Here is a 19771-nt window from a genome sequence, read left to right as displayed (position 1 = left end):
GATGTTACCTAGGTTTAACCATTTAGGATAAGTGCAGATAATTTATTCTGGTTGTAGAATTGCAACGACTAATGAAGTAGATTATTCCATCAAGAATAATGAAGTAATCATTTTTAGCAAAATCTGCTTTTTTACGACAGATTTTTAAAAAAACAGAGCTACTTTTACAACTTATGAAAGTTAAGCCAAACTCATGACTCATAACCTAGTAAAATTAAGGGGAAAATTATTTTTTGTATTAATATGGTCAAACATAATTTAATTTACAGATACTTTGCCAAAATTAAAGAACGCCGCAGACAGTTTGCTTTAATTCAAATGTTTGGTGGAATACTGGAATACTACGACCTATTCTCGCTTGGTTTCTTATTTTTGTATTTGCTGCAAGTATATAGTGGACATAAACTTCTAGTACATGGGTTAGCCATGATAACCCTGACTAGCTATCTATTTCGTCCAACGGGCTATAAATTGTGTATATGGCTAACACATCATTTCACACGCAAACAGATTGTACATATTAACTCTATTTCAATGATTGTATCATTGAGTTCAATAGCATTAATCGATATTGATGAAGATCATATTTATATTACCCTAATGCTAATCTTACTCACGCGAGTTATTCACGGTATTGCATTTGGAATGAAAACTCAAGCCAACCTAGCCTACATAAGATATAAATATCCAAATAAAAAACATTTTGCAATAATGAATGTAATCCTTGGCGGACAATTTGGGTTAAGCGCAGCAATAATTATGAATAAATTGATTATTAATCATTTTTCAATTGAGCAAATGACTTGGGCTTGGCGAATTCCATTTTTGGCAAGTGGAATTGTTAGCATTATTCTATACTATTTCCGACTAGTCTTATACACACCAAATTCAGAAATCAAGGATAGACTAACTTACTTACCAATCAATACAATTGCAATGCAAAATAAAGCAAAAATCATTCCGGCTCTTTTAATTGCCAGTGCAAGAGGCACAATAACCTTCACCATTTTTCTAGTTTTTCCGGGCACATTATATTGGAGGCTTGGCTGGAGTAGTAGCCAGATTGCAAACATAATGTTGATCCCAACGATTATAAATACTGTAATTACTTGGCAACTTAAATATAGCCGCATAAAGCAACAGTTAAGACCCGGCTATTTAATTAGTGGGTTGATCTGCCTCTTTCCATTAAGTCAATATCTAAAATATGCAATGAGTATCAATAATACTACCCTGATAATAGTTTCAATTTCGATCATTGCTGTAATTAATGGATTTCTTTTTATAGCTATCCCAAGATTTCTTGAACAATTATTCCCAGAAAAGACCAAACTTGAATCAATGGTATTTATCCATAATTACGAATATTTTGGCTTTAATCTTTTGCGTGGCTCATTTCTACTTCTTGCAGCAACAGTCTTTAACCTACCACTAAGCTTGCCAGTTTATCTGGATCTATTGATTTATTCAATGTGGGCATTTCTATTTATGGCAATAGTTGCAATATATTCACTGCAAAAACGGACTCTTGGTCATGCAGCAGATTAAAAAAATGCCGCAAATAACCCGCAAAAAATGGGTTCGTAGGCTAAAACATAAAAAAAGATTTCCGATTTTCCTTCAATTTTTTAGTAGTGTTGTTGAATATTACGATTTTTTTAGTTTTTCGTTTATTTTTTTCTACTTACTTGGAATGCTTAGCCATCAAACCATGGAACTTTACGGCATAGCACTTATTTCCTTGGTTACTTTTCTTTTTCGCCCAGTTGGTTATCGGGTACAAATCTGGCTAACCCAACGTTACTCAAGAAAAGCAATAATAATTCTCAATGGTAGCATGATGACTATTTCGATAATGATACCAGGATTGATAACTACCCTTGACAATTCACCATGGCTTATCTGTGGCATAATTTTTTTTAGTCGAGTCATAAATGGAATAAGCTTTGGGATAAAGCTCCAATCAAATGTCACTTATATCAAATACTCATTTCCAAAACGCCTCCGTTATACGATTGCTACTTCAACACTTGGTGCACAGTTTGGTTTAAGCTTATCAGTATTTATCAATCACTCTTTAACTCAGTACCTATCATTTCAGGAGCTTCAGTGGGGCTGGCGGATACCATTTTTCTTTGGTGCATTATTAAGCCTGATACTTTTTGCAACAAGGCTTCTAACTTACTCGCGCCTTAATGGTTTAACTGATTTAACAATGAAAACACCACTAGACAAATTTGCCTTCAAAGCAGGCAAAAAACTCTGGCTGGGTCTAATAATTGTCAGTGCAAAAGCCTGTATAACTTACACAATTTTCATTAGTATTCCTTTTCTTATTGGCAGTAACCTAGGATTAAATATGAATCAGGTAACTCAGATAATGTTTGTAACTACTTCCTTGAGCACGCTAACATCCTGGGTATTTAAATATAGCAAAAGGCCACCGAAATTATCAAGTATAAATGGCGCACTTATCCTAAGTCTTATACTCGTGACAGTTCTTGGCTATGCAATAATAAATAAATTACAACTACTATCATTTTCCTCTATCTATCTACTAGGGATATTAAATGGTTATCTATTTGTAGTTATTCCCGGTTTAATAGAATGTACATTACCTGAAGAAGTAAAATTTGAATCAATGTTATTTATTAGTAATTATGAGTACTTTCATTTTAACGTAATCCGTCGCGTTGCTCTATTTATAACGCTCTTAGTGATGGGAAGCAGTCTCACAAAATATCATATTACAATCGTGCTTGTCATTTCAATCTGGTGTGCAATTATCCCTGGCATTATTGCACTAAGCTATATTTACTATAAGAATAGACAAAAAATTCGCCATTTAAGTAGCTACAATTAACGTAAAATATTGCTGTACACAAAACACAAAGATTAAGGAATAATAAGCCATGTCAGGACTACAAACAGACATTACTCTAGATAAATTTAATACTCTACGCCTAAAATCGATAGCCAAAGCCTATATAAAATTAGAAACACTCACAGAGCTAAATGAAATCGCTGAATTATCTAAACAATACCCGAAATTTTTTATCCTTGGTGGTGGTAGTAATCTGATTTTGCCCGAATACTATGAAGGATTAGTAGTTCATAATCACCTCAAGGGTATAACTATTGACTCGGTTGACTCCGAATTCAAAACCATAACTGCGATGGCAGGAGAAAACTGGGATGAATTTGTGGCATTTTGTTGTGAAAATGAGGCGCATGGATTAGAAAATCTAAGCCTGATCCCTGGTACAGTAGGAGCATCACCGATTCAAAATATTGGTGCCTATGGTGTGGAAGTAAAAGACTTCATTAGCCATGTTAGTGTATTTGATCTTACTAGCAAATCAATCAAGCAACTAGATAATGCTAGCTGTAAATTTAGTTATCGCAATAGCTATCTAAAAAATAATCCGCAATATATAGTTATCAGCGTGACCTTTAAGCTACCAAGAAAGATAAAACTAAATATAAGCTATGGCGATATAGCTACACAAATGGCTACCATTGAAAGCCCTACGCCACTTGACCTTAGAAACTGCATCATCAAAACCAGACAGTCAAAATTACCCAACCCAGCAGAAATCGGAAATGTTGGGAGCTTTTTCCATAATCCGATTATAACTACTAATGATGCAGAAAATTTACGCCAGAAATATCCTGACTTACCAGTATATGACTTGGAAGATAAGGGATATAAAAAAATCTCAGCTGGCTGGCTGATTGATAAACTGGGATTAAAAGGATACCGTAGCGAAAATGTCGGAGTTTATCCGAAGCAAGCGCTGGTACTGGTAAATTATGAGCCTGCAAGTAAATCAGATATTTTAGCTCTAGCAGAAATGATAAAAGAAAAAGTTGCTAATAACTATGGCGTAAGGCTAAATATAGAGCCAATAATATTATGATAAACCTAGATAAAAAAAAGCTGATCCGCGCTACACGACTAATAATCGCCCTATCTACTGGCTCTATAGCCAGTTATCTATTACAGATCCCGATGTCCGGCTGGGTGATGATAACTGCCTGTGTGGTTCTTTTTGATCAAGATACAGTTGGTGGAACTATCAATCGCAGCAAGCTAAGATTTATGGCAACTTTTTATGGTGCAATGATTAGCCTTGGCTGTATTTTCTTTTTCCCACATAATTTAGTCCTGATCTGGCTCGCAATTGGTCTTACAACTTTTATCTGTGCCTATATTTATATGAGTACACCCAAAAGCTATATTGGTCTCTTGGGTAGTATGACTCTTGTGATTATTTTAATTGGAAGTCACGGACCTAATTTGCATACGGCAATCTATAGAACGATGGATATCGGAATTGGAGTTTTATTTGCCCTACTTTCGATGCTTTTATTTTTCCCAGAATACGCACTTGAACGTGCAAATACACTTACATTGAAATCACTGGGTGAGATTAATAAGCTAATGAAGACCATTAAAGATGAACATGATCTCGAAAAAATACGCCAGCATACCCAAACAGTTGAAATGACATTATTACAAGATATAACGAATTTTAATAAAACCATTGATGACGCTAAACATGAATTAAAAGCCCGTAAGCACCCAGAATTAATCGAGAAATATAGCCAAAGCCTATTACAAATTCGCCGTCTATATCGCCTTCTGATGTTTATCTTTTACTATGAAATTGATCAATCACATATGGATAATCAGAAGCTACATCTAATTATCGCTCAAATATCAACAGTTATTGATACGTTTTATGTGCCAAAAAATGAGTCAGCACAGATAGATTTAGTACAGTATGAAAAACTTGAACAGCTGATTATCGAGACTAAGGAAGAAACGCTAAAAAAAGCCTTACTACATTTTGTGGTTGAACTGAAAAAACTGAACTTGTTAATGATTAAATAAGCCTGTATTTTTTGTGACTAATTATAAATAGGTAAGAACTATATGTTAAATTTTACTTTTTATTCAAGTGCAAATGCGATGATAATAGAATATAATAGTTGTATTATTTTAGCATTATGCACATTGTTATTGATATCTTTTATTATTTTAGGAAGTTATTTTTACTTTAAAAAGTATCAAGTGTGGCTACTAAGTTTAGGGATTATGCTGAGTCTTTGGTCTATTGCTGGGCTTGGTTTATATTTGATTGAACCCGGTAACTTTCTATCTGACTGGATAAGTTCTGCAGCTGCAATTGGAACTATTGGCGCTGTAATTACATCACTGTATCTTGCCAATAGAAGATTTGGTAAAGATAAAGTCTTTATATTTAACCTTTCAAATTATCAATTTCAAGAAAATAAAAGCTGTGCACGAGATACAGTGTGTACAGGCAAAAAGTATTTTTTTGAAGGCAATCTGAACATAGAAAATACAACTGATATTGTAGTAAATATAGAGAATATATCCCTCAATGGTAATCCTAATGACAAACAAAACGGTACAAAAATTGAAGCATATGAGAAAAAAGAACAGCCACTATTCATTGAGACTGATCAATCTGAATTCGAATGTTTGATAGTTAAAACATCAATAGGAAGTTATAAAGTCTATGAAAATAGTGCCAAACTTATAAAATGAGTAAATTAGATTAGTTCTTAGTTAACACAATATAAACAAGAAATTACACATAATATATCTCCCCTATTGCACTTAGTGCAACTTAAATGATAAAATATAGCACTTAGTGAAAGATTTTCATGCTTAAAGTCTATAAAAATAATGGATTTGCCAAATGGCAAAGAAGGCATAAACTCCTAGATAAAGACCTATTAATCGCAGTAGAAGAAATGGAAAAAGGATTAATTGATGCTAACTTGGGTGGATCTTTATTTAAAAAAAGAATCGCAAAAAAAGGAATGGGAAAAAGTGGTGCTTATCGAACCATTGTGGCAATGAAAAAAGAATGCGGCTGGTTTTTCATCTTTGGTTTTGATAAAAATGAAACAGATAATATTGATAAATCAGAATTAACCGCACTTAAAAACTATGTAGATGATTATTTATTTCCAAATCTTGCTAAATTATTAATAAATAAAGAGCTTATTGAGGTGTCATTATGAGTCGGATATTAAAAGAAATTCATGATTCGGTTAGCCGAGGTTACGAAGCTGGTATTATTGATCTAAGTACCATGCAAAAGTTTGATAAATTGTGTATGATAGATACCCACCCGATGAAACCGGAGGAAATTGTACATATTCGTAAGGATATTGCAAAAGTAACGCAACCAGAATTTGCTAAATTACTTAGTGTTAGTCTTTCTACTGTTACTAAATGGGAAACAGGGAATAAAAAACCGTCTGGTCTAGCGCTTAAAATTTTAGGGCTGATCAAGCGTAAAGGTATTGATTTTTATCTAGAAACATTTGCCATCTAAGTATCTTACGCTTGATAGTGACTAAACCAAAAGCTAGTTATTATGATTTTATAGAATAAAACGCACATGCTAAATTACTTACCATTTATCCTCCTACTCCTGACAATTCTATCGCTATGGCTACCGACAAAATCTAGTGTACAGCCATGGAAACCGCTATTTCTTATCACCATAATTAGTGGAATTTATACTGGCGCAGCTAACATCATAGCTGTCACAAGCATAGTCATCTTATATGGTTTAATTAATATTTATGGCAAAGTTTCACCACGACTTAAACCGTTATTCTGGCTATTAGTCTTTGCCCTTGCCTTTACCCTTGAGCTACATCTTATCCCCGGCTTTCATAATTTACTGATCCTAGATAAAGTAAAAATCACAGCCGATGCTATGCCATATACACTCTATCTTAATTTTGATAAAACCATTGCTGGCTTACTAATTATTGGGCTCACCTTACAACGGGTTAAGTCTCTAGCAAATTTCAAACTTATGCTAAAGCACGTATTTGTAAGGCTTCCGTTAGTATTATTGATAATCTTAATCCTTTCGTATGCATTTGGTTACGTCAGGTTTGAACCAAAATTAGCGCCTCAGCTATGGCTATGGATGATTAGTAATCTATTCTTCACCTGTATTGCCGAAGAAGGTTTATTCCGAGGCTTTTTTCAGGAGTATTTAAGCTCGTTCAAGTATAAATATGCCGAATATGTTGCTATCGTGATTCCTGCGCTATTTTTTGGTGCGATTCACTTCCCGGGTGGGATAAAATATGTAATCCTCGCAACTGTAGCAGGCTCATTATATGGCTGGATATATAAAGTTACCCGCCGCATTGAAGCTAGTATGCTTGCCCATTTTATGCTTAATCTTACCCATATTTTATTCTTCACTTATCCGGCACTAATGCAACATTAATAACTACGCAAGTGGATTAAAAAACTGAATTTATTGAAGATAAAATCGATATAAGAAATTTACTAAAATACAAGAGATCTTAGCCCTATATACTCAATCAGATTGAAGATTCATGGTAGGCCGCGAGCGACGCAGCCTACAAGTAGTAGGTAAGAAGCGAAGCAACAACCCAGGAACTTCAAACAGTTTGAGTATATTCTAGTAAAATTTATTTACACATTTAGTCTGTCACGTTTCTGAAGTACAATTTTCGAGCTTATTATTTTTATAAACGCACTCTTCATTTAAACCTTTATCAGCAGTAAAATCAACTCTCTCAATTAAAGCCACATCTGGTGCAGGGTGCATAAGCCGATTTGAATTAAATCCCCGGACAGCCCAAGGATCACCACTTTGCACCTGTTTTGAATAGTGCACAGTCACGTTCTTACATAGCATGCTGATTTGATTTGGATTCGCTATATTAATAGTAGCTTTACCACAGATAATTTCATTATTATCTTGTGCAAACACAAATGAGTGTAATATTAATAAAAACGAACCTATCAACAACTTTTTCATTTAATTTCTCCAACAATTTAATTTACAGGATGAATTATCGCTAATATAAGAAAAAATTTAAACCAGCATTTTTGGCTGGATATTTTCATGTTGATTGATGATATAATTAGAAATATTTTTTAAGAGATATTAATGTTAGATACTAAAGCTAAAGAAACATTTATAAATAATGTTGTAATCCCTAGTATTACTGGCTTATTGACAGCACCAATAGATATAACCCTGTATGATACTAATGGGAAAGTAATTACTGCATCTGATTTAGCAGTACATAATCTTGGACTATCAAAAAAAGAAGAGATTTTAGGCTTATCCTATAAAGATGCGGATTCAAAGCTAATAAAATCCCTTTGTAGCACAATAGAAGAAGACTTAGATGACCTGTTACGCATGGCACAGAAAATACATAAACTACAACAGATATCTATTACAAAGAAAATTGCTTTAAGTTATGTGGATATTATTCCTTATAACAACTCATTTGAAGCTATGCTAATAAATAATCTCCCCATTTGTGCGCCAAATGGAGAAGTTGTTGCACTTCAGGCAACAGCCACAAAATATAAGCTTTTTGGTATATACGACTATCTCAAGCAGATGTACAATTCAATTGAAAAAACTTATGAATACAAAATTACTAAAGGATCCCAGTTACCAATAAAACTTTCAAAACGTGAACATGAAATCTTATTTATATTAATGGCTGGCATTAGCCAATATGAAGCGGCTCAATTTCTAAATATTACCCGTGGGACAGTTTCAAAGCTCCTTACGGATAAACTATGCCCTAAATTTGGAGTTCATGGCTCCAACACAAAATTACTTGTTGAAAAGGCAAAAAAACTACAACTGGATAAATTTATGCCAGCAAGTTTTTTTAGACCAAAAGTAATTATTATGGATACTTCCATTATTGAAGAATATTTTAATGAATTATAAATAAAATTTCTACCAACAAGAGGCTGGTAGGTTTTTTGTAATCTAATACAGATAAAGGGTTTCGGCATGCAAATACCTTTAAAATTATATAACTGACTATATTTTGTCAAGAAATTGGCATTTATTGAAATTAGCAAACTCTTGTAATTCAATATTTAATAGCGGTAAAATCTCTTCTCGATCAAGTTTATTGTCTTCCCAATGAAGGCTGATTATTTCAAGGCGCTGACTAGCTCGATGGGCTTTGCAATCAATTCTACCAACAAAATCATTGCCGTATAGAATCGGTAAACAAAAATAGCCAAAAACACGTTTAGGTGCTGTGACATAACATTCAATTCGGTAATCAAATTTAAATAGCGAACTTAATCGATCGCGGTGAATCAATACATTGTCAAATGGTGAGAGTATTTTTAATACTTTTTCATTTGTTGGTATTTGTTCAAGTAATTGACGATCAACATAAATAAGCGGGGCATCTTGACTGTTGATAGCTCTAATAATTCCCATTTGAATATTTTCGTCAAGAATTTCAAGCATTACTTTCTGAAGAAGTTTATCTGTTTTTAGATGTAGTAGCTGCTTTAAAGTAAATGCGCCATGTGCCCTACGTGTAGTTTCAAATAAATAGGATGCGTATTCTCTAATTGTCGGCGGACGAAGATCAATATTGCTAGGCAAACAACGTTCAGTAAGATCATAGACTTTCTCCATACCATTACGAGTACAGATCATGAGGTCTCCCTGCATGAAAAGTTTATCAAGAGCACGTCTAGTTGGTCCTGATCCCCACCAGCTACTTGGCGTTGTTCTTTTATTCTCAAAATCACGAGCTACCAAAGGACCTTCTATTCGCACTCGTACAAGTATCTCATTCATTAGGTGTTTATCAACATTTTTGTAATACCTGTTTTCATCGTTATGAATTGAATTCATACGTGGTAATGCATAACGATAATCTCGCATAGGTAAATATGACGCAGCATGATACCAGTATTCGAAAATATCTTGATTATGAATTAACTGATTGAGGTATGTTTGATCATATTTTGGAACTCGACTCCACAAGACATGATGATGCGCTCGTTCAACTACCGATAACGTGTCAATTTGGACATAACCAAGATGTTCAATGGCATTACGAGTTCCAGATAGTCCTGTACCAAATTTTGCTTGAGGTGTTAGGCCTTGTTGAAATAAAGCCAATTGCCTTAATTGTTGTGTCATCTATTGCTTAATTTCTAATATATATGGTACTGTTTGCTTCATATGAATTATTTTCAACATAGTATTACTAAGTATTAATTATAGAGTATCTATTTACCCCTCTGGAGAATATGGTGATCTGGTAGTAAATCTTCTTTATACCATCTAGTTTTCACTAAAATTGAAATAAGCGGATAGTGTATAATATGGGCTTACTTTTCATAAAATCATTAGGGTTATAACCATCCATGAATACACCAAAGCTAGCAATAATCACCAGTGGCGGTGCCAATTTTTATTCGATAGAAGTTGCACTAAAAAGATTAGGCGTAAGCTATCAGCTAACTACCGATAAAGAAGTTGTCAATAATGCTGACGGAGTGATTTTCCCAGGCGTAGGTTCAGCTGGGTTTGCGATGAAACAGCTACAGCAACATGATCTGATTGATACGATACGCAATTATAAAAAGCCACTACTCGGCATCTGCCTTGGCATGCAGTTATTATATGAATATTCTAATGAAGATGGAGTTGATTGTTTAGGGATTATGCCTGGTAAGGTTGAGCGCTTTGATGATAGCCCACAGCTTGTAGTGCCGCAGATGGGCTGGAATAATATTGACAAAAAGACTGAATCTCCCCTACTTAATGATTTCGATATGAAAAAAGATGTATATTTTGTGCATAGCTATTATGCTCCAGTTAATTCAGTAACCGTAGCTAGCTGTAATTATGGAGTTGATTTTACTGCAATTAGCCATTACAAAAATTTTTATGGCATGCAGTTTCACCCAGAAAAATCTGGCGTAGCAGGTGCACAATTAATTAAAAACTTTATTGAGGTAGTAAATGGTAATTTATCCGGCAATTGACTTACGCGATGGTAAATGTGTGCGATTATATAAGGGCGATTTTGCAACCACCAAGGTATACAACGATAACCCGCTTGCGATGCTAGAAGAATTTGCTAGTGCTGGTAGTGAATGGGTTCATATGGTTGATTTGGATGGAGCCAAAGCTGGTCAATTCATGCAACTAGACCTAATTCGTGAGCTAGTATCCAAAACTTCGCTAAAAATAGAAGTTGGTGGCGGAATCCGTGATACTTCAGATATTGAAAAATTATTTTCAGCCGGTGTTAGCCGTGCTGTAGTTGGTAGTGTGTGTGTTACTAAACCAGAACTAGTTAATCAATGGATAAATGATTATGGTGCAGATAGGATAGTCCTAGCTCTAGATTGCGCTCTTGATACAAACGGTATCCCAAAAGTACGCACTCATGGCTGGCAACAGGAAAGCCATTTCAGTGTCTATGATATTCTAGACAATTATCCTAGTGCAAAATATGTCTTATGTACCGATGTCGGCGTAGATGGAACTTTAGCCGGACCTAGCATTGCTCTTTATCGTCAAATCCAGAATCATTATCCAGAGCTATCGCTAATTGCATCTGGTGGAGTTGGCAAACTTGCTGATATTACTGATTTGAGGCAACTAGATGTTCACGGAGTTGTAGTTGGTAAGGCATTATATGAAAATCAATTTACGCTCACCGAAGCTTTAGCGGCTGCTAAGTAAATGCTAAAAACGACTTAGAACTAAGTCGTTTTTTTATTACTATAGCTTAAATTACATAGCCACTTGGATGAATATCTTTTTCTGCCAAAGTTTCCAGCCGGCACGGATAAGTAAAGCCGGGGTTTTGTTGATAGAGTTTAAGCCAATAAATTGCATTGTGGATATTTTCAGCAATCAAGCCAACTTGAAACATATTCCGGGTATAAATCGCTAAGTAATCCTGATTAGAAGCCCCCTCTGCCATCAAACACTCCTGATAATCTGCTACCATTAGTAAGCGAAAGTTATCACTTGTGAGCTTATCATCATGAAAATTCTCACTCAAAAATGAGTAATCATACTTAGCACCAAAAGAATAATTTATAATCCGCACCCCCCGACTAGAAGCCTTTTCCAGCTCGGTTCTAAACAGATTTAAATCAAGATTTCCATGTAAGTATAACTCTTTTTGGCTATTATTGATCATTGCTAACAATTGCGTACTAAAATTAGTATAACCTTGAACATGGATAAATTCATCATAACTCTGACGATGATTAAGATTTTTTATCTCTTGTAAGGTGTTGTCAATACTCGCATTATAATCTTTCCGCAGCTGCTCAAGTGCAACTACTGGATCTTGGGCAATATATTGTTTAGATTTACCCGGGATAAGATTAATAATCCCCTTTTGGTAAAGCTTATCCAAAGCCAGATACACTGAAGGCTTAGGAATGTTAATCCGGCTCGTAATCTGTGAACCATTACTAACCGGATTCTGGAGAATATCAATATAAACCAGTGCCTCACTTTTGGCTAAGCCAAGTTTTTCAAGACTAGCTAGGAGAGCTTGCACTTATGCATCCTGCCTAGTATCAGCAATCACAATTTCACGGATGCAAACATTTTGCGGCTGACTATATGCATATTCAATCGCGCGAGCAATATCATCCGGGTTAAGCCCTTGTTTGATGGTACTAGCTTTCCAATTTTTATAATTATCAACAATTGTACTATCCGTTGTATGTGAAAGAAGCTCAGTCTCAACTACACCCGGTGCAATAACCGTCATTCTTACATTATGTCCAGCTACTTCACCACGGATATTTTCAGTAAGGGCATGAACGGCAAATTTACTCGCACAGTAAGCAGCATGATCCGGGAAGGTTTTTCTACCTGCGATTGAAGATAGATTAATGATTGTCCCTTCATTCCTAGCAATCATCTTACCAAGAACTGTTTTAACACCATTCAAAACACCCATTACGTTTATGTTTAGCATTTGCTGCCATTCTGTACTATCTTGGGTGGCAATATTGCCAAGTAGCATAACACCAGCATTATTAATTAGTAAATCTGCTGGACCATAAATTTTCTCAGCTTCATCAACTGCTGCTTGAAACGAATTTAAATCTGTTACATCAACCTTACGACATAGCATGTTAGGTAAATTTAAGGCTTCAAGATTCTCAATTCTTCTAGCCAAAAGTAATAGTGGATGCCCAGCCTCTGACATGCGAATTGCGGTAGCTTTACCAATTCCTGAACTAGCACCAGTAATAACAACTAATTTTTTCATTCTTTTTCCTTGCATAAATTATAGTAGTATATTTTGTACTACCATTATTATAATATAGATTTTATATACTAGTCAAATTTTATAAAAACTATCTGACTAAAGCTGTATAATAATCTTCAAACTTAACACTTAATCCACAAATGAAGCATATTTTTGAAATACAAAAATGGAATATATCTGGAAAATCACCAAAAACAATCTACTAACCAGCATATTACTAATTGCTGCGCTGATATCCTCGTTCTGGGGCTTACCTAAAGCTGATTATATAAACTGGCAGGTTATTGCCCTACTATTTAATCTGATGATAGTTGTTGCAGTTTTTCAGCGCTATAAATTACTTGACTTAATTGCCGTAAAAATCCTAAATCTTGCGAGTAATGAAAAGAATCTCACCAGAATAATGCTACTTCTATCAGCTATCAGTGCCATGTTTATTACCAATGATGTTGCTCTGATAACATTTGTACCTATAACACTATTAATCAGTCTAAAAATAAATATAAACACCATCCGAATAATCGTCCTACAAACCATAGCAGCTAATCTGGGTAGTAGCTTTACACCGCTTGGTAACCCGCAAAATCTATTCCTCTATGCCTATTATCACTACTCGTGGTGGACATTTCTTGGGCAAATGATGATTCTTCAGCTTCTGGCTACAACTCTTTTGTGGTGGCTTACTCGGCAGATTGAAATTACACCATTTAAACTAGACTTAGAAAATCCACGGCTAAAACGACCATTAATTGTTATTCTCTTCATTTTTATGTTTGTAGCAATTTTATTAAGTGTTGGACGAGTTTTTGATTACCGAAATATTACTCTACTTATAATTGCAATATCACTCATTACTGTTCCTAAAATTATCAGAGAAGTTGATTATTCTTTATTAATTACTTTTATTCTATTTTTTATTGTAATTGGTAATATCTCACATATCCCGGAGGTCGTGGAATATCTGCAATTATTCTTGAAAGGATCGATGATGACATTCTGGACTGCAACTATTTTAAGCCAGTTTATTAGCAATGTCCCTACTGCGATTATGCTGTCACCATTTACCAGCGCAAAAATGGCATTAATTTGGGGAGTTAATATTGGTGGGATGGGCACGATGATAGCATCAATGGCTAGCCTGATTAGTTACCGGATATATTTGCGTAATTTCCCGCTTTATTCCGGCAACTATATTCAAACCTATATTAAATATAATCTAGCTGGCTTAGCAATTTTCTTACCAATTAGCAGTTTATTGCTATTGCTATTTGGTCAATAAAATAATTAGAGCCAACTTACTGTGTTATTTAAGCTATTTGAGACTAGAGTTAGTTGTAACTAATATATTTGACTTCGCCACTTTTACTAAGAGTCATGACGGCAGCAGGTTGCCAGTATTTTTGATAGGCAGAAAAAACAAGGTTTGGATAAGTTGCTTGCCCACGGCTTCCATTATAGCGCCCAAGAGCATAATAAACATCCCCATGCTCAAGCTGCATATAATGCCGTAAAATCGTACAACCAAAGCGAATATTCGTCTGCACCTGCAATAAATCTTGCCCACTAGCACCAATTTGTCGCACCCAAAAAGGCATGACCTGCATTATTCCCATTGCTCCAGCACTAGATATTGCATATTTGTTAAAGCGGCTTTCAACGGTAATAACACTTAATACTAGCTGCGGGTCAAGCCCTGCCCTAACAGATTCGTACTGAATGATGGTTAATAAGCGATTACGCATAAAATCATCCGGAACCCATTTTTTTAGCCGATTTGACATATCACTTAGCCATGCATCAGCCTGTTCTTGGCTTGGAAAAATCAGTCGTGGCTGAATTGGATTAATTATTGACGAATGCAGACTGGCCTGAACATCAGCCGAAAGCTTCTCTTCCTGCTGATTTCCCGCATAAACATTTTGATAAAAAAAGGCGCCTGAAATAAGCGCCATGACTAGTTTAGCTACGTTCATTCTCAATTTGTCTTACAAGATTTTGAACAATCATATCTAGTTCCACCAATTCGGTTTCTCTAGTTTTACGATTATATAATTCAACTTTACCTTCGAGAAGAGTTTTCTCACCAACAACTACCCGGTATGGAATGCCAAGTAATTCACTATCAGCAAGTAAAAATCCGATTCGCTCGTTACGATCATCGAGGATAACGTCGATTCCCGCTGCCTTAAATTTATCATAAAGCCGATCAGCTTCTAGGCGTACCACTTCACTTTTGTTGTAATTTGCCGGAGTGATAATCAATTCAAATGGAGCCATATTTAATGGGAAAACAATTCCACTCTCATCATTATTCTGTTCAATTGATGCACCAAGAATACGGGTAACTCCGATACCATAGCAGCCCATCTCCATTAACTGAGATTTACCATTTTGATCTAGATAAGTCACATTCATTGCTTCTGAATATTTGGTACGCAACTGAAAAACATGACCAACTTCAATACCGCGACATAACTTGATCTTACCTTTACCATCCGGAGTAGGATCACCTTCACGTACATTTCGGATATCAGCAATCAGAGGTTCTTTACAATCAACTCCGAAATTAACGCCAGTTAGGTGATAGCCATCTTCATTCGCACCACACACAAAATCAGCTAATAAGCCAACTTCACGATCTGCAATTACTACGCCATCAAAACCAACTGGTCCAATAAATCCTGGCTGACAATTAAAGGCTTCTTTGATCATTTCCTGACTTGCAAATTCAAGTGGCTCTTTTAACTGCTTTAATTTACCAGCTTTAATTTCATTAAGCGTATCATCACCACGAATCAATAATAATACCGGCTTATTATCTACCCCAAGAAATACTAACGATTTAACTGAAGTAGCCAGATCAACTCCAAGCATCTCGGTGACTTCTTCACAAGTTTTCTGGGTTGGAGTTGCGACTTTCAGCATTGAAGCTTTGCTTTGTGGACGCTCACTACGACTAGGCAAGCTCTCAGCAAGTTCAAGATTAGCCGCGTAATCACACTCATCACTATAAACAACAATATCTTCGCCACTATCAGCAAGTACCTGAAACTCATGTGAACCCGTTCCACCAATTGATCCAGTATCTGCAGCAACGGGTCTAAATTTAAGTCCAAGACGATTAAAAACATTGCAATAAGCTTGGTACATTTGATTATAATGAACTACTAACGAGTCATAGTCAGCATGAAAAGAATAAGCATCTTTCATGACAAATTCTCGCGCACGCATTACACCAAAGCGCGGACGCACTTCGTCTCTGAATTTAGTTTGAATCTGATAAACGCTTAAAGGTAACTGTTTATAACTTTTAACATCTTTACGTATAGTATCAGTTACAACCTCTTCATGAGTAGGCCCAAGGCAGAAATCGCGCTCATGACGATCTTTCATGCGTAGAAGCTCTTTACCATAAAACTCCCAGCGTCCTGATTCTTGCCAAATTTCTGCTGGCTGTACTGCAGGCATCAGCATTTCCATTGAACCAATTGCATTCATCTCTTCACGAACAACACGTTCAATCTTACGAACTATTTTTAAGCCCATCGGTAGCCAAGTATAGATCCCACTCGATAATCTCTTTATCAAACCAGCCCGTAACATTAATTTATGACTGATTAACTCTGCTTCACTTGGAGCTTCTTTTGCTGTAACAATATAATACTTTGATGCACGCATCTTCACTTATTCCTTAATTATCAAAATCATCAAGATTCAAGGCGTATATTATAGCCGATTCATTGAGAAGATAACTTTAATCTATCTAATAGTATTTTAGGTATCTAAATTTTCATTGGCAAAATAACCATCTGCATACCGCGCAAATGTAGCTGTCGCTGTAACAAGTTAATAGTATTATTATGTAATATCCTAGTCCACCAGCTCTCATCGACAAATACTAATTTACCACCAAAGAATACGCAATCAGGGTAATCAATCTGAATCTGTTCAGATAAGCTGATTAATTCATCTAGCCCATTGACACCATAACTAAAATACCCAGCTGAAGGCAGATCATGCATGGTACAAAAATAACGGTAACCATCAATAATCCGGTTCAAATTCTGACGATACTTTTTCTTAAAAATCTCTTCATTGGCAAATGATTCAGAATCAATTTCACCAGATGTGATAAAAACAAAATTTTTGAAGACTCCAGGGAATATTCTTTGTACCCAGAGTAAAGTATGTAAACCAGCTCCATAGTGTTTGGTTACAAAAAATACTGCGGTTTTCTGCTGATGATCCTCAACAGATAATAATTTGGCATTATCTAAATCAGTATATTTAAAGTGTGAGGCAAATAGATGATCTGCATCTTTAAGTTTTGCTCCAACTTTACGATAATGATCGCGGACAAAAAAACAAATTCCAATAGTAAACGCAGTAATCACTACAGTTAACCAACCACCTTCAGTAAATTTTTCAACTGTAGTTACAACCAAAATAGATGCACAAACAACGAATCCGATAACAGCAACTATAAATTTACGTAACCAAATTGGTTTTTCACGACGACTTTTTATCCAGTAAACGCATAATCCTAGTAGAGAAAGCGAAAATGTTAAAAATACGTTAATACTGTATAGAACAACTAGGGTAGAGACTCGACCACGAGCCCAAAGGAGAATTATTATCGCAGCAATACCAGAAATTAACACCCCATTTTGCGTAACTAAACGTCCAGAAAGCTCACGAAACTGCCGAGGTAGCCATTTGTCAACCGCCATATTAGCCATAACTGCTGGGCAACCAAGAAAGCCAGTATTAGCACCAACAAATAATAAAGCTGCCTCAAAAAACAGGATTACAGGTAACCAGTGATGATTAAAGCCTACTTCGGCAAGAATTTTATCAAATACTACCGCATTAAGCGTTTGCCCATATACCGGCTCAGCATGCCATAGCAAGTATAATACGATAATCCCACCAGCGGTGAAGGAAAGTGATACTGCCATATAAAGCATGGTAAATTTACCAGTTCGAACGCGTGGTTCTGCTAAGATATTAACGTTATTTGAAACAGCTTCTAGCCCAGTATAAGTACCACCACCCAGTGAGTATGCACGAAGAAAAATAGCTATGGCAGCAAAAGTACCTATGGAAGCTGACATTTTACTTGCTTCATGACTTGCATTAGGTAATATCTCACCAAGGCTATTAGCATGAAAAAGAATACCTACAAGAATAATCACCACATGTGTAATAAGGAAGCCCAAAAATAATGGAATTAAAACCCGGATTGACTCTTTCATTCCGCGTAGGTTTAGTACCATTAACATTACGATTATCGCAATCTCAACTTCAATCTTATATTCAAGCCACCAAGTAGGAAGCAAACTAAATACAGCATCAACACCACTAGCTACGGATACCGCAATTGTCAAAATATAGTCAATTATCAAGGCACAACCAGATACTACCCCAGCTTTTGGCCCCAAAAGATGTGTAGCAACTTTATAACCACCTCCACCAGAAGGAAAGAGTTCAATGACCTGATTATAGGCAAAAGAAATTAAAAAAACCGTAAAAGCTGTAGCAAAAGCGAGAAAAATTGCAATATCGGTATGAGTCCCCAATGCCAAATAAGCTTCTTCTGGACCATATGCAGAAGAAGATAACCCATCAGCTCCAAGACCAATCCAAGCAATGACAGCAATTAAAGCAATATGATCTTTAACCTTAGGGTTTAAAGCATCCAATGGCTTACCAATAATCAAAGATTTTAACCACCTCAACCAGCGCATAAATAATTCCTTAACAAACCGAGATTTCTTAATTTTGTACACTATTATACTATACATACCACCTTTGCTAGCCTATTCAAACATTCATTTGAATTTTAAGCTTGACAAGATGATGAAAGTATAATATAATCGCGACTCAAAATCAATTATCAAACACCGGAGGGGGTGATTTTATTTCCAATGGTCAGAAAATAAAATCTGACAAATAAAACCAGATTAAATTTTACAAAAAACAAAAAACATTATTAAGTATAATTATAAAAACATAAATTTAAGGAATAAAAATGCCTGAAGTTAAAGTCCGTGATACAGAAAATTTTGAAGTAGCATTACGTCGTTTTAAAAAATCAGTAGAAAAAGCTGGTACCCTAACCGAATTACGCTCTCGTGAATGTTATGAAAAACCGACTACAGAACGCAAAAGAAAAATGGCTGCTGCTGTAAAACGTCATTATAAGAAAATTAGATCACAAATGTTACCAAGACGTGGTCGCTAAAAAATTAAAGCTGCATAAAAATGCAGCTTTTTTTATTTACATCATTTATAAATACCGATTAAACGCATAGCAAAATTGTTCAAATACCTCAGACATGGTAAAATCCAGTGTATTAAGCATAATATTTATCTAACCAATTCTATAAATGTAAAAATATGTTAAAAGAACAAATTTTGGAAAAAATCACCAAACAGATTTCAGAGACAATAAAAGCTAGTCCATTCCATGATCTGGAAAGCAACCTGAAAGCCATATTACAAGCCAGCTTTGAAAAGCTTGATTTGGTAAGTAGAGAGGAGTTTGATATCCAACAAAAAGTTTTATTACAAACACGAATGAAGCTGGATGAGTTGGAGCAGGCAATTAAAACTCTTGAATTGAATAAATAGT

21 protein-coding genes are annotated in these 19771 nt (G+C 35.4%); 14 read left to right on the top strand and 7 right to left on the bottom strand.

Annotated elements, in window-relative coordinates; genetic code table 11:
* The first annotated feature begins 243 nt into the window (after positions 1 to 243).
* The 8 genes from CUN60_RS05155 (at position 244) to CUN60_RS05120 (ending at position 7295) form a co-directional block, all read left to right on the top strand.
* Positions 244 to 1548, top strand: a complete 1305-nt coding sequence (locus CUN60_RS05155; protein WP_102951005.1) for an MFS transporter — start codon at positions 244 to 246, stop codon at positions 1546 to 1548.
* Positions 1535 to 2863 (top strand): MFS transporter, encoded by a 1329-nt coding sequence (locus tag CUN60_RS05150; RefSeq protein ID WP_102951004.1) that lies wholly within the window; start codon positions 1535 to 1537, stop codon positions 2861 to 2863. Before CUN60_RS05155 ends, CUN60_RS05150 begins: the two co-directional genes overlap by 14 nt.
* Before the next feature lie 49 nt (positions 2864 to 2912).
* Complete coding sequence (murB, locus tag CUN60_RS05145; RefSeq protein ID WP_102951003.1) at positions 2913 to 3920, top strand: UDP-N-acetylmuramate dehydrogenase; 1008 nt, start codon at positions 2913 to 2915, stop codon at positions 3918 to 3920.
* Complete coding sequence (locus tag CUN60_RS05140; RefSeq protein ID WP_102951002.1) at positions 3917 to 4897, top strand: FUSC family protein; 981 nt, start codon at positions 3917 to 3919, stop codon at positions 4895 to 4897. The genes murB and CUN60_RS05140 overlap by 4 nt, the downstream gene beginning before the upstream one ends.
* A 42-nt stretch (positions 4898 to 4939) precedes the next feature.
* On the top strand, positions 4940 to 5578 hold the full coding sequence (locus CUN60_RS05135; RefSeq protein ID WP_102951001.1) for a hypothetical protein: 639 nt from the start codon (positions 4940 to 4942) through the stop codon (positions 5576 to 5578).
* 119 nt (positions 5579 to 5697) lie between these two features.
* The gene (locus CUN60_RS05130; protein ID WP_102951000.1) at positions 5698 to 6060 is read left to right on the top strand and encodes a type II toxin-antitoxin system RelE/ParE family toxin; all 363 of its coding nucleotides are present in this window, start codon (positions 5698 to 5700) and stop codon (positions 6058 to 6060) included.
* Positions 6057 to 6377: a helix-turn-helix domain-containing protein gene (locus CUN60_RS05125; protein WP_102950999.1), complete on the top strand. Its 321-nt coding sequence runs from the start codon at positions 6057 to 6059 to the stop codon at positions 6375 to 6377. Before CUN60_RS05130 ends, CUN60_RS05125 begins: the two co-directional genes overlap by 4 nt.
* Positions 6378 to 6443: 66 nt before the next feature.
* Positions 6444 to 7295 carry a CPBP family intramembrane glutamic endopeptidase gene (locus tag CUN60_RS05120; protein ID WP_102950998.1) on the top strand — a complete coding sequence of 284 codons (852 nt, stop codon included), beginning with the start codon at positions 6444 to 6446 and terminating at the stop codon, positions 7293 to 7295.
* Between the two features lie 228 nt (positions 7296 to 7523).
* On the opposite strand, the gene CUN60_RS05115 is transcribed toward CUN60_RS05120, so the two are convergent.
* Entirely contained in the window at positions 7524 to 7856 is a 333-nt protein-coding gene (locus CUN60_RS05115; protein ID WP_102950997.1) for a hypothetical protein, read from the bottom strand.
* A gap of 132 nt (positions 7857 to 7988) precedes the next feature.
* On the opposite strand from CUN60_RS05115, the gene CUN60_RS05110 reads away from it, so the two are divergent.
* Positions 7989 to 8795: a helix-turn-helix transcriptional regulator gene (locus CUN60_RS05110; RefSeq protein WP_102950996.1), complete on the top strand. Its 807-nt coding sequence runs from the start codon at positions 7989 to 7991 to the stop codon at positions 8793 to 8795.
* Positions 8796 to 8891: 96 nt separating this feature from the next.
* Here the strand turns inward: CUN60_RS05110 and CUN60_RS05105 are convergent, their stop codons facing one another.
* Positions 8892 to 10022 carry a winged helix-turn-helix domain-containing protein gene (locus CUN60_RS05105; protein WP_102950995.1) on the bottom strand — a complete coding sequence of 377 codons (1131 nt, stop codon included), beginning with the start codon at positions 10020 to 10022 and terminating at the stop codon, positions 8892 to 8894.
* Positions 10023 to 10249: 227 nt separating this feature from the next.
* On the opposite strand from CUN60_RS05105, the gene hisH reads away from it, so the two are divergent.
* The gene (hisH, locus tag CUN60_RS05100) at positions 10250 to 10873 is read left to right on the top strand and encodes an imidazole glycerol phosphate synthase subunit HisH (protein WP_102950994.1); all 624 of its coding nucleotides are present in this window, start codon (positions 10250 to 10252) and stop codon (positions 10871 to 10873) included.
* Complete coding sequence (gene hisA, locus CUN60_RS05095) at positions 10851 to 11579, top strand: 1-(5-phosphoribosyl)-5-[(5-phosphoribosylamino)methylideneamino]imidazole-4-carboxamide isomerase (protein ID WP_102950993.1); 729 nt, start codon at positions 10851 to 10853, stop codon at positions 11577 to 11579. Before hisH ends, hisA begins: the two co-directional genes overlap by 23 nt.
* Before the next feature lie 46 nt (positions 11580 to 11625).
* On the opposite strand, the gene CUN60_RS05090 is transcribed toward hisA, so the two are convergent.
* Entirely contained in the window at positions 11626 to 12414 is a 789-nt protein-coding gene (locus tag CUN60_RS05090; protein WP_102950992.1) for a TrmB family transcriptional regulator, read from the bottom strand.
* Positions 12415 to 13137 carry an SDR family oxidoreductase gene (locus tag CUN60_RS05085; RefSeq protein ID WP_102950991.1) on the bottom strand — a complete coding sequence of 241 codons (723 nt, stop codon included), beginning with the start codon at positions 13135 to 13137 and terminating at the stop codon, positions 12415 to 12417.
* A gap of 166 nt (positions 13138 to 13303) precedes the next feature.
* On the opposite strand from CUN60_RS05085, the gene CUN60_RS05080 reads away from it, so the two are divergent.
* Positions 13304 to 14416 (top strand): SLC13 family permease, encoded by a 1113-nt coding sequence (locus CUN60_RS05080; protein WP_102950990.1) that lies wholly within the window; start codon positions 13304 to 13306, stop codon positions 14414 to 14416.
* Positions 14417 to 14465: 49 nt separating this feature from the next.
* Here CUN60_RS05080 and CUN60_RS05075 read toward each other — a convergent pair whose 3' ends face one another.
* From CUN60_RS05075 to CUN60_RS05065, 3 genes are all read right to left on the bottom strand, one after another.
* Complete coding sequence (locus CUN60_RS05075) at positions 14466 to 15110, bottom strand: transglycosylase SLT domain-containing protein (RefSeq protein WP_102950989.1); 645 nt, start codon at positions 15108 to 15110, stop codon at positions 14466 to 14468.
* Positions 15097 to 16815 carry a proline--tRNA ligase gene (locus CUN60_RS05070; protein WP_102950988.1) on the bottom strand — a complete coding sequence of 573 codons (1719 nt, stop codon included), beginning with the start codon at positions 16813 to 16815 and terminating at the stop codon, positions 15097 to 15099. The genes CUN60_RS05075 and CUN60_RS05070 overlap by 14 nt, the downstream gene beginning before the upstream one ends.
* Before the next feature lie 104 nt (positions 16816 to 16919).
* A complete protein-coding gene (locus tag CUN60_RS05065) occupies positions 16920 to 18884 on the bottom strand; it encodes an APC family permease (RefSeq protein ID WP_102950987.1) in 1965 nt (654 codons plus the stop codon).
* Between the two features lie 284 nt (positions 18885 to 19168).
* On the opposite strand from CUN60_RS05065, the gene rpsU reads away from it, so the two are divergent.
* Positions 19169 to 19381, top strand: coding sequence for a 30S ribosomal protein S21 (rpsU, locus tag CUN60_RS05060; RefSeq protein WP_102950986.1), 213 nt, complete (start codon positions 19169 to 19171; stop codon positions 19379 to 19381).
* 155 nt (positions 19382 to 19536) lie between these two features.
* On the top strand, positions 19537 to 19770 hold the full coding sequence (locus tag CUN60_RS05055; RefSeq protein ID WP_102950985.1) for an accessory factor UbiK family protein: 234 nt from the start codon (positions 19537 to 19539) through the stop codon (positions 19768 to 19770).
* The last annotated feature ends 1 nt before the right edge of the window (position 19771 follow it).

Source organism: Aquella oligotrophica (genome assembly GCF_002892535.1).
Classification (GTDB): domain Bacteria; phylum Pseudomonadota; class Gammaproteobacteria; order Burkholderiales; family UBA11063; genus Aquella; species Aquella oligotrophica.
Note: the sequence above shows the minus strand (reverse complement) of the source record. Positions and strands in the feature narration are given on the sequence as shown.